10 protein-coding genes and 1 tRNA gene are annotated in these 10,335 nt (G+C 64.4%); 7 read left to right on the top strand and 4 right to left on the bottom strand.

The genetic code is table 11. The features are described 5' to 3' along the window. Positions 1–64: 64 nt before the first annotated feature. Positions 65–754: an alpha/beta hydrolase gene (locus AC3WN8_RS12770; RefSeq protein WP_492669804.1), complete on the bottom strand. Its 690-nt coding sequence runs from the start codon at positions 752–754 to the stop codon at positions 65–67. A gap of 180 nt (positions 755–934) precedes the next feature. Further along, on the bottom strand, positions 935–1,543 hold the full coding sequence (locus AC3WN8_RS12775; protein ID WP_492669805.1) for a glutathione S-transferase family protein: 609 nt from the start codon (positions 1,541–1,543) through the stop codon (positions 935–937). Positions 1,544–1,653: 110 nt separating this feature from the next. Between AC3WN8_RS12775 and AC3WN8_RS12780 the strand changes: the two genes are divergently transcribed. The 3 genes from AC3WN8_RS12780 (at position 1,654) to AC3WN8_RS12790 (ending at position 3,642) form a co-directional block, all read left to right on the top strand. After that, entirely contained in the window at positions 1,654–2,355 is a 702-nt protein-coding gene (locus AC3WN8_RS12780; protein ID WP_492669806.1) for a helix-turn-helix transcriptional regulator, read from the top strand. A 134-nt stretch (positions 2,356–2,489) separates the two neighbouring features. After that, entirely contained in the window at positions 2,490–3,131 is a 642-nt protein-coding gene (locus tag AC3WN8_RS12785; protein WP_492669807.1) for a helix-turn-helix domain-containing protein, read from the top strand. A gap of 127 nt (positions 3,132–3,258) precedes the next feature. After that, positions 3,259–3,642 carry a VOC family protein gene (locus AC3WN8_RS12790; protein WP_492669808.1) on the top strand — a complete coding sequence of 128 codons (384 nt, stop codon included), beginning with the start codon at positions 3,259–3,261 and terminating at the stop codon, positions 3,640–3,642. 167 nt (positions 3,643–3,809) lie between these two features. On the opposite strand, the gene AC3WN8_RS12795 is transcribed toward AC3WN8_RS12790, so the two are convergent. Next, positions 3,810–3,885: transfer RNA gene (locus tag AC3WN8_RS12795), tRNA-Ala, on the bottom strand. Positions 3,886–4,030: 145 nt separating this feature from the next. Beyond that, positions 4,031–4,360 carry a TIGR02300 family protein gene (locus tag AC3WN8_RS12800; protein ID WP_492669809.1) on the bottom strand — a complete coding sequence of 110 codons (330 nt, stop codon included), beginning with the start codon at positions 4,358–4,360 and terminating at the stop codon, positions 4,031–4,033. A gap of 141 nt (positions 4,361–4,501) precedes the next feature. Between AC3WN8_RS12800 and aroA the strand changes: the two genes are divergently transcribed. The 4 genes from aroA (at position 4,502) to AC3WN8_RS12820 (ending at position 10,053) form a co-directional block, all read left to right on the top strand. Next, the gene (gene aroA / locus AC3WN8_RS12805; protein WP_492669810.1) at positions 4,502–5,839 is read left to right on the top strand and encodes a 3-phosphoshikimate 1-carboxyvinyltransferase; all 1,338 of its coding nucleotides are present in this window, start codon (positions 4,502–4,504) and stop codon (positions 5,837–5,839) included. Next, the gene (cmk, locus tag AC3WN8_RS12810; RefSeq protein WP_492669811.1) at positions 5,836–6,471 is read left to right on the top strand and encodes a (d)CMP kinase; all 636 of its coding nucleotides are present in this window, start codon (positions 5,836–5,838) and stop codon (positions 6,469–6,471) included. The genes aroA and cmk overlap by 4 nt, the downstream gene beginning before the upstream one ends. A gap of 201 nt (positions 6,472–6,672) precedes the next feature. Next, complete coding sequence (gene rpsA / locus AC3WN8_RS12815) at positions 6,673–8,394, top strand: 30S ribosomal protein S1 (RefSeq protein ID WP_492669812.1); 1,722 nt, start codon at positions 6,673–6,675, stop codon at positions 8,392–8,394. 261 nt (positions 8,395–8,655) lie between these two features. Next, positions 8,656–10,053: a multiheme c-type cytochrome gene (locus AC3WN8_RS12820; RefSeq protein ID WP_492669813.1), complete on the top strand. Its 1,398-nt coding sequence runs from the start codon at positions 8,656–8,658 to the stop codon at positions 10,051–10,053. Positions 10,054–10,335 lie beyond the last annotated feature (282 nt).

Below are 10,335 nucleotides of genomic sequence, written 5' to 3' on the forward strand. Positions count from 1 at the left end.
CGCTTTCGCGGGGTGACAGTGTGGCGCGCCAGTGGATCAAACTCTGGGTCGGTTGCGCAACACGCTACGCCAGCACCGCCGCCGCTTCATCGATCAACGCGCTCACCGCCGATGGCTGTGACGCGAGCGAGGCATGACTGGCGTCGAGGCGGATGACCTTCCGCGGATCCATGCGCAATGACATCATCTCCTGATTGGCGGGTGCAATCATCCGGTCGTCGGTCGAGATCTGATACCAGCAGGGCTTCTTCTTCCATGCCGGCGCGGTAATCGTGTCTCCGAACGTACCCGCCAGCGGCGCTTTCTGCGTCACGGCCATGACGAGCGCCTCATCGACGGACAGGTCCTGGCAAAAGCTTTCATGGAATTTATCCTGCTTCACCCAGAGATAGCCGTCACTGTCGGGGGCGAGATTGGCGGCGGCGACAGGGGGATTGGCCTGGGTGATGCCGCCCGGGCTTTCGCCGACATCGGGTGCGAACGCCGCGATATAGACCAGCCCGACGACATTGGGCTGATCGCCGGCTTCGGTGATCACCGCGCCACCATAGGAATGACCGACCAGCAGCACCGGCCCATCGACCTGGTCGATCATCTTGCGGGTTCGCTGACCATCGTCGGCCAGCGAGGTCAGCGGCAGTTCCACGGCAAGCAGCCTGTCATGGCCGAGCCTTTTCAGCTCGACGATCACCTTGGCCCAATGCGCCGCGCCGCCCCAGAATCCATGCACGAGAATGATGGTCGGGCTCGTCATCGAATCTCTCCTCTGCACCGAAATTTCGGGAAGTGAGCACCCATTCCCGAATATGCGCAAGCCTGCAAAAACGAATGTGCCGGCGCACGTCCATGGGAGCGAACAAGCCGCATGATCCCGGATCATGCGGCTTGTTCCTTGCCTGCGCGAAGACGGGTCGGTCGTGCGCGATACTCCGGATCAGGCTGCGGCCATTGCCGGCGGCGTGCCATCCTTTTGGGTTGCGCGCGCATTGGCCGGGCGATCGGTGACGCGGGCCAGATAGGCGTCGAGCAGATCGCTCGCCGGCGAATATTCCCGCCCCCAGGCCAGCGCACTGGCAACCATCACATCGACCGCCGTGAACCGATCGCCCATCAGATAGGGCCCCTTTTCCAATGCGCCGAGCAGCCGCGCGATCACCGCGTCATAACGAGCCTGTGCATGCACATCGCCGTCGATCGTGCCGGTGATCTTGCTCCAATAGGCAGGCTCCATCTCACCCGCCGTCCAGGCAAGCCAGGTCAGATAGGCACCGCGCTCGGGCGATCCGATCGCCGCGCCCAGATCGGCTTCAGGAAACAGATCGGTCAGATAGAGCGCGACCGCGAGCGACTCGGTCACCAGCACATCGCCGTGAGTCAGCGCCGGCACCTTGCCGTCAGGATGCGGATTGCCGGGATCGCGCGCGCCCGAACCGTCGCGCCGCGCAATGTCGCAATAGCGGATGTCGTAATCGACGCCGATTTCCTCGAGCAGCCAGACCAGGCGGCTCGAGCGCGACCAGGGGGCATGGAACAATGTCAGCATGGGAAATCTCCATCCGGGCCCCGCGGCGGAATGCGGCGGGCCGACTTGGCTTGACTACTGCCATCCTGCTGCCACCATGGTGTCAGCAGCTGTCAGCTAGGTAAAAATACATGAGACGCGCCGACCGCCTGTTCCAGATCATCCAGATCCTGCGCCGCACATCGAAACCGATGATCGCCGACGCGATCGCCGCCGAACTCGAGGTTTCGAAACGCACCGTCTATCGCGACATCGCCACGCTGATGGGCCAGCGCGTGCCCGTCCGCGGCGAGGCGGGTTTTGGCTATGTGCTCGAAGGCGGCTTCGACATGCCGCCGCTGATGCTGACATCCGACGAGATCGAAGCGGCGGTACTCGGTGCACAATGGGTCTCTGCCCGCGGCGATCCCGCATTGGCACGCGCCGCGCGCGACCTGATCGCCAAGATCGCGGCAACCGTGCCCGAGGAATTGCGGCCGGTCGTGCTGGAGCCTGCGGTCGTCGTCCCGCCCGTCTGGGATGAAACCGTCGAGACATTGGACATGGCGCAGATCCGCGCATCGATCCATGCCGGCCGCAAACTGACGATAGCCTATCGCGACCGCGACGAGCGCGAGAGCCGCCGGACGATCTGGCCCTTCCTGATCGGCTATCGCGAGACCACGCGCATGCTGGTCGCATGGTGCGAAACACGCGGCGATTTCCGCATGTTCAGGACCGATCGTGTCCTCGCGATGGATTTTCTCGACGAATGCTATCCCCATCGCCCCGCCCAGCTCCGCGCCCGCTGGTATACGATGATGAAGGCTCGACATGCAGAGACGAGAGCCTGATCCGTACAGGCCCAGACGACAATGATCCCGATTGGATCCGACACATTCCCAATCAGGACTTTACAGTCCTGAAAACCAATTTTGCGAAAAAGAATGTGCCTGTTAGAGATTTGATGGACGGTGAGGCGATCCAGATGAAATCAAACGAACACACGCTCGGCGACCTTCTGCGCGGACTACGCAAGCGCAATGGCTGGACGGTCAAGGAAATGAGCGACCGGAGCGGCATTCCGCTATCGACATTGTCGAAGGTCGAGAATGGCCGGCTGACGCTCAGCTACGACAAGCTCCAGCTCTTGAGCCGGCGGCTCAAGATTCGCATGTCCGAACTGTTCGCCGAGGACGGCGGCGACAGCGGGCCGCCGCCGGCATTCACTGCGCGTCGCAGCATCGGCAAGCTCGATCGCGCGATCCGGGTCACCACCGACAATTACGATTATCGCTATCTCTGCACCGAGTTGCGCCAGAAACGGATGATTCCGATCATCATCCGCGTTCGCGCCAAATCAATGGCGGAATTCGACGGTCTCGTTCGCCACCCGGGCGAGGAGTTCACTTATGTGATCAAGGGGCGCGTGGTCATTCACACCCAATTCTATGATCCACTGGTGCTCGAGGAAGGCGAATCCATCTATCTCGATTCGAGCATGGGCCACGCCTATCTGGCCGCCGAAGATTGCGACGAAGCCATTGTGCTCGGCGTCTGCTCCAGCGCGGAAGAGGATCTGCTGGATTCGCTGCTCGGCCATCATGATGAGACCGCGATTTCCCGGTAAGGCATGGACCGGGGTTCGCCCCCGAATCCCGTATCCGGGCGGAGTCTGGTTGCTCGACGGAAACCGGTCGCTACAATAGCACCGGGGTGCGTTCGGCCCATGCTGTTCTCTTGGGAGACATCCCAGCATGCAGTTCCCGTCGCTATGTCCGGAAGTTCCAGTTCTCAGCTTGACCGCGGCGCTGGATTATTATCGGGACCAGTTCGGTTTTACGATCGACTGGTCCGACGAGCAGCTCGGCCTTGCCGGCCTGTCGCGCGGTGACAGTCGGATTTTCATGTCGACCGATGAGTATCGATCGGCGCTGGGCATGCGGGGGCCGATAATCCTGTGGCTGAATCTTTCCAGCCGTGCCGAGGTCGACATGCTCCACGCGCAATGGGCCGCAGCAGGCGCCGGAATCGCGGGACCTCCGGAAGAAAAGCCCTTCAAACTCTACGAATTCTTCGCCCAGGACATCGACGGGAATTACATCCGCGTCTTTTACGACTTTAGCTGGGAAGAGAAATGAGGGATTGCCCGGGGTCAAGTCATCCGGGTCGGCAACATGGCCCTGTTGGGTCCATCCGGGCGCGCTCGCCCTCGTCCATTTCAGGAAATGGTGACGCCGAGGGAGATCGAACCCTGCGGCCTCTAATATGCCATCTGGACGCGTTCGCCCTTGGTCAATTTAGGAAATGGTGGAGCCGAGGGGGATCGAACCCCTGACCTCTACAATGCCATTGTAGCGCTCTCCCAGCTGAGCTACGGCCCCGTTCCATTTCGCGCCGTGCCTGGGGGGCTGCGGCGGTGAGGCGCTGCCTTTATGTCGGCTTTGCGCGCTTTGCAACTACCTTCTGCGACATCCCGATGCACCTGCCGAATAGCTCGGCAAAATGCATCGGGCGTCGCCGATAGGATCAGCTATTGCCGTCGTCGTCGTCCCCCGGCGTGACCACGCCGAGATCATCGTCACCACCCAGATCGACCTCGTCGTCGGGCGAATCGGAATCCTCCTCGACATCGATGTCCAGATCGTCGTCGACCAGATCGGAATCGACGTCCTTCTTAACGTCGAGCTCTTTCTTGGGCGCGTCGTAAGGCAGCGGCTGCTTCGACTTCAGGATAGGATCGGGTTCCCAGACGTTACCGCATTCGATGCAGGTGACGGGGTTGTCCTTGGTCAGATCGTAGAAGCGCGTCGCGCATTTCGGGCAAGTCCGCTTCGTGCCCCATTCAGGCTTCACCATGTGCCGCCTCTAACCTCCAGTAAAATGAAAGAAGCGGGCCCACCGAAGCCGGCCGCCCGCCAATCGCCGCGCGCCTTGCCATAGCGGGACGCCGCTGTCAAAAGCCGCGACGATTTCGCCGCCCCCTTTGCCGGAAAAACCATGCACGCCGCCGCGCCCACACCTTCGTCCTTCTCCGCCGCCGGCGCACTCACCGGGCGCGTGCGCGTACCGGGCGACAAGTCGATTTCTCACCGCGCATTGATGCTGTCCGCGCTTGCCGTGGGCGAGAGCCGGGTGAGCGGCCTGCTCGAAGGCGAGGACGTGCTCGCGACCGCCGCCGCGATGCGTGCGATGGGCGCGGACATCGTGCGCGGCGAGGATGGGCTGTGGCGCATCCACGGCGTCGGTGTCGGAGGCCTGCTGCAACCCGCCCAGGCGCTCGACATGGGCAATAGCGGCACCTCGACCCGCCTGCTGATGGGGCTCGTCGCCAGCCATCCGGTCACCGCCACCTTTGTCGGCGATGCTTCTCTGTCCCAGCGGCCGATGGGTCGCGTGATCGAACCGCTCGGCCTGATGGGCGCCGAATTCACTGCCAGCCCCGGCGGCCGGCTGCCTTTGATGGTGCGCGGCCTCTGCCCCGCCGTCCCGCTCGAATATCGGCTGCCCGTCGCCTCGGCACAGGTGAAGTCGGCGATATTGCTTGCCGGGCTGAACACGCCCGGCATCACCCGCGTGATCGAGCCGATCGCCACGCGCGATCATAGCGAACGGATGCTGCAGGGTTTCGGCGCCGCCCTGTCCGTCGAGCACGATGCCGACGGCGCGCGCGTGATCTCGCTGACCGGCGAGGCCGAATTGAAGCCGCAGGCGATCACCGTGCCCGGCGACCCCTCCTCCGCCGCCTTCCCGCTGGTCGCGGCGCTGCTGGTGCCGGGATCCGATATCGTCATCGAGAATGTCGGCATCAACGAAACCCGCGCCGGCCTGATCGGCGTGCTGCGCGAGATGGGCGCAGACATCGTGCTGCTCCACGAACGCAGCGTCGGTGGCGAACCTGTGGCCGACCTTCATGTCCGCCATTCGGCGCTGACCGGCATCGAGATCCCGCCCGCGGTGGCGCCGTCGATGATCGACGAATTCCCGATCCTGTTCGTCGCCGCGGCAATGGCCGAGGGACGCACCGTCGCACGCGGACTGGAGGAGTTGCGCGTCAAGGAATCGGACCGGATCGCGGTGATGGCCAAGGGGCTGACGGCGATTGGCGCACGCGTCGAGGAATTGCCCGACGGCATGGTGATCGAGGGCACGGGCGGCGATCGCCTGCCCGGCGGCGCGACAATCGCCGCAAATCTCGACCATCGCATCGCAATGAGCTTCGCGATCGCTGGACTTGTTTCGCGCAGCCCCGTCATTGTCGACGACATGGCACCCGTCGCAACCAGCTTCCCCCAATTCACCGCACTCATGACGTCGCTCGGCGCGGAGATCTCATGATCATCGCCGTCGACGGCCCGGCCGCATCGGGCAAAGGTACGATCGCACGTGCCCTCGCCGCGCATTACGGCCTGCCGCATATGGACACGGGCTTGCTCTATCGCGCGGTCGCGCACACGCTTCAGTCCGAACATGGCGATCCAGAGAATGAACAGGATGCACTCGCCGCCTGCTCGTTCGACGACCGGCTGCTCGATGAACCGTCGCTCAAGGGCGAAGAGATCGGCCGGATCGCCTCGATCGTGTCCGCCCACCCGCTCGTCCGGGCAGCGCTGGTCCAGCGCCAGCGGGCATTCGCGCGCCAGACCGGCGGCGCGGTGCTCGACGGCCGCGATATCGGCACGGTGATCGCGCCCGATGCGGACGCCAAGCTGTTCGTCACCGCGACGCCGCAGACGCGCGCGCGCCGGCGCCATGCCGAGATGCAGAAGGCCGGCAGTTTCAAGAGCCTGGATTCGGTGCTTTCCGACATTCGTGCGCGCGATCGGCGCGATGCCGGACGAGAAGTCGCGCCGATGACGACCGCGGCCGATGCGGACTTGCTCGATACGAGCTATCTCTCTATAGACGCCGCCGTCCAGCGCGCGATCGCGCTCGTGGACGCCCGGATCGGCAGACGCCTGGCGAGCTGATCGCGAGACTTACGAAGACGGTGCGAAGACTGGTGCGGCGATGGCCGAACTCGTCCCACGCGCCCTTTTCGCATTCTCATGGGCGTCACCGTGCCGTTCGTTCGTGGGATGCCGCGTCGACATGGGGTTTGCGCGGCAGTTCTGGTCAAGACCGCCGGATTCAACCGGCTGGCCGGAAAAATGACAGACAGGAAGCACTACATGGCCTCTACGGCATTTCCGAGCCGCGACGATTTCGCGGCACTCCTCAATGAATCGCTCGGCGGCGAAGGCGAAAGCTTCGAAGGCCGCGTCGTCAAGGGCACCGTCACCGCGATCGAGAACGATCTCGCGGTCATCGACGTGGGCCTCAAGTCCGAAGGCCGCGTGCCGCTGCGCGAATTCGCAGCCCCCGGCCAGAAGGCCGATCTGAAGGTCGGCGACGAAGTCGAAGTCTATGTCGACCGCGTCGAGAACGTCCATGGCGAAGCGATGCTGTCGCGCGACCGCGCACGCCGCGAAGCCGCCTGGGATAAGCTGGAAGCCGAATTCTCCGAAACCGCGCGCGTCGAAGGCGTCATCTTCGGTCGCGTCAAGGGCGGCTTCACCGTCGATCTCGGCGGCGCCGTGGCGTTCCTGCCCGGCTCGCAGGTCGATATCCGCCCCGTCCGCGACGTCACGCCGCTGATGGACATCCCCCAGCCCTTCCAGATCCTCAAGATGGATCGCCGCCGCGGCAACATCGTCGTGTCGCGCCGCGCCATCCTTGAAGAGACCCGCGCCGAGCAGCGTTCGGGCCTGATCCAGACGCTGGCCGAAGGCCAGGTGATCGAAGGCGTCGTCAAGAACATCACCGATTACGGTGCGTTCGTCGACCTGGGCGGCATCGACGGCCTGCTCCACGTCACCGACCTCAGCTACAAGCGCATCAACCACCCGTCCGAGATGATCAACATCGGCGACACGGTGAAGGTGCAGATCATCCGCATCAACCGCGAGACGCAGCGCATCTCGCTGGGCATGAAGCAGCTCGAGAGCGATCCGTGGGATGGCGCGTCGGCCAAGTATCCGGTCGGCGCCAAGCTGTCGGGCCGCGTGACCAACATCACCGAATATGGTGCGTTCGTCGAGCTGGAAGCCGGCATCGAGGGCCTGGTCCACGTCTCCGAAATGAGCTGGACCAAGAAGAACGTCCACCCCGGCAAGATCGTTTCGACCAGCCAGGAAGTCGAAGTCATCATCCTCGAGGTCGACGAAGAAAAGCGCCGTATCTCGCTGGGCCTCAAGCAGGCGATCACCAATCCTTGGGAAGCGTTCGCCGCTGCCCATCCGATCGGCTCGGTCGTCGAGGGCGAAGTCAAGAACGCCACCGAGTTCGGCCTGTTCATCGGTCTGGACGGGGATGTGGACGGCATGGTCCACATGTCCGACATCGCCTGGGGCATCTCGGGTGAAGACGCGCTCAACCTGCACCGCAAGGGCGAGGCCGTTCAGGCGATCGTGCTCGACGTCGATGCCGACAAGGAGCGCATCTCGCTGGGCATGAAGCAGCTCGAAAAGGGCGCGCCCGCCATCGGCGGCGCTTCGGCCACTTCGGGTTCGAACCTCAACAAGAACGCGGTCATCACCGTCACCGTCCTCGAGATTCGCGATGGCGGCCTCGAAGTCCAGGCGGGCGACGACGGCGCGACCGGCTTCATCAAGCGCACCGATCTCGGTCGCGACCGCGACGAGCAGCGTCCGGAGCGTTACCAGGTCGGCCAGAAGTTCGACGCGATGGTGACCGGCTTCGATCGTTCGAAGAAGCCCACCTTCTCGGTCAAAGCGATGCAGATCGCCGAAGAGAAGCAGGCCGTTGCGCAGTACGGTTCTTCGGATTCGGGTGCGTCGCTCGGCGACATCCTCGGCGAAGCCTTCAAGGCTCGCACCGAAGAGAAGAAGTAAGACCAATCGGTACATCCCGGCGACGGCCGGGGTGCCTGGTCAGGGGCGGGGAAACTTCGGTTTCCCCGCCCCTTTGCTTTGCCCGCCGCCCGGCCGGGCCGATGCCCGCCCAAGCTCGTCGCAAATCGATCGAAGACACCGCCACGAACCCCGCTTCGGCTTGCCTCGGCGCGGGCAAGCGCACATAAACTCTATGAAAAGGGGGTCGCATCGCTGACGATTCATTCCGGCCATCGCGCCGGCAGCGGAGGTGCGTAGCGAATGGGTGTCGGGGGGATCATCAAAAACCGGGCGACGGCGCTGGCAGCTTTGGCGCTGCTCGCGGCGATGGCGATGTTCGCGCTCGCCGCCGGGCTATGGCCGACCACGCCCCCAGCTACCGCGGCGGCACCCGGCACCGGCACTTTCCTGGGCGTGGCATCGTGCAGCGGCTCGACTTGCCATGGCCGGCAGGAAGCCGACGGCAAGATCGTCCGCCAGGACGAGCTGATGCGCTGGCAGGAACCCTCCACACCCGGCGGCGCGCACAGCCGCGCCTTCAACATCCTCTCCAACGCGCGTAGCCGCGTGATCGCCGGCCGATTGGGCATTGGCGACGCGACGTCGTCGGCGACTTGCCTGGGTTGCCATTCGGCCCCGGCCGCCACGCGCGGCCCACGCTTCCAGCCCGCCGACGGCGTCGGCTGCGAAAGCTGCCATGGCGCCGCATCCGGCTGGATCGCCGCGCATTATTCGGTCGGCACCAGCCACAAGCGCAATGTCGCGCTCGGCATGACCCCGCTCGAGGATCCACGCGCGCGCGCGGCGGTGTGTCTCGACTGCCATTTCGGCAGCGCCGATCAGGGCCAGTTCGTCAATCACCGCATCATGTCGGCAGGCCATCCGCGCATCGCCTTCGAACTCGACCTGTTCTCGACGCTCCAGCAGCATCATGACGAGGATGCCGATTACGCGCTGCGCAAGGGCCGGACGAGCAATGTCCGCATGTGGGCGGTCGGCCAGGCGATGGCGCTGGAACGCGCGCTGACGCTCTACGCCAATCCGCGTCTCGGCCAGGAAGGCGTGTTCCCCGAATTCTATTTCTTCGATTGCCATACCTGTCATCGCCGCATCCAGGATGGCGACGAAGCGATCCGCACCGGCGTCCGCAATCCCGGCCGGCCAATCCCCGAGGGCATGCCCGCCTTCAACGACGAAAGCATGATCATGCTCTCGGCGGCCGTGCGCGTCGCAGCGCCCGGCATGGCAAGCCGGTTCGACGCCGACAGCCGCGCCTTTCATGCGGGGCTGGCGCAGGATCGCACCGCCGCGATCGCCGCAGCGGCCAAGCTGCGGATCAGCGCCAATGCGCTCGCTGCGACTTTTGCCGCGGCCAGTTTCGGCCGCGACCAGACATTCGCGATCATCGAGACGATCGCCGGCGAAGCGATCAGCCCACGCTTCACCGATTATGAAGGCAGCGTCCAGGCGGTGATGGCGGTCGACACATTGCTCAACGCACTGGTCAATGCCGGGCAAGTGAATGGCGGCGCAGCGGGCAGCATCCGCGCCGATATCAATCGCGCCTATGCCGCGGTGCGCGATCCCAACGATTATCGCCCGCTGGAATTCCGCCGCGCGCTGGGCGGCGCGGTCCGGACGATCAGGACGTTGAGGTGAGTCGCCTGCGCTCACAGAATCCGTTCGTGTCGAGCCCTTCGACTGCCTGCCAAGGCAGGCGCTCAGGACAGGCTTCTCCGCATGGCGGAGAAGTCGAGACACGCCTTCGAGCGAAATCGAGAAAGCCTCAGACGCGCTCGGACGCGTCCCTCGACTTCGCTCGGGACAAACGGGGGTTAGGCTGGCGAGCGACCTGTTCCATCGCATTGGCCTCGCTCGTCCTTTCCTCATGCGGCGGAGGCGGCAGCACCCCGACTCCGACACCCACCCCGACACCGACCC

Source organism: Sphingobium sp. FW305-3-2-15-F-TSA7 (assembly GCF_058787155.1).

Coding starts and splice junctions, on each gene's coding strand:
- AC3WN8_RS12770 (WP_492669804.1), bottom strand. CDS start 754: ATGACGAGCCCGACCATCATTCTCGTGCATGGATTCTGGGGCGGCGCG.
- AC3WN8_RS12775 (WP_492669805.1), bottom strand. CDS start 1,543: ATGCTGACATTGTTCCATGCCCCCTGGTCGCGCTCGAGCCGCCTGGTC.
- AC3WN8_RS12780 (WP_492669806.1), top strand. CDS start 1,654: ATGAGACGCGCCGACCGCCTGTTCCAGATCATCCAGATCCTGCGCCGC.
- AC3WN8_RS12785 (WP_492669807.1), top strand. CDS start 2,490: ATGAAATCAAACGAACACACGCTCGGCGACCTTCTGCGCGGACTACGC.
- AC3WN8_RS12790 (WP_492669808.1), top strand. CDS start 3,259: ATGCAGTTCCCGTCGCTATGTCCGGAAGTTCCAGTTCTCAGCTTGACC.
- AC3WN8_RS12800 (WP_492669809.1), bottom strand. CDS start 4,360: ATGGTGAAGCCTGAATGGGGCACGAAGCGGACTTGCCCGAAATGCGCG.
- aroA (WP_492669810.1), top strand. CDS start 4,502: ATGCACGCCGCCGCGCCCACACCTTCGTCCTTCTCCGCCGCCGGCGCA.
- cmk (WP_492669811.1), top strand. CDS start 5,836: ATGATCATCGCCGTCGACGGCCCGGCCGCATCGGGCAAAGGTACGATC.
- rpsA (WP_492669812.1), top strand. CDS start 6,673: ATGGCCTCTACGGCATTTCCGAGCCGCGACGATTTCGCGGCACTCCTC.
- AC3WN8_RS12820 (WP_492669813.1), top strand. CDS start 8,656: ATGGGTGTCGGGGGGATCATCAAAAACCGGGCGACGGCGCTGGCAGCT.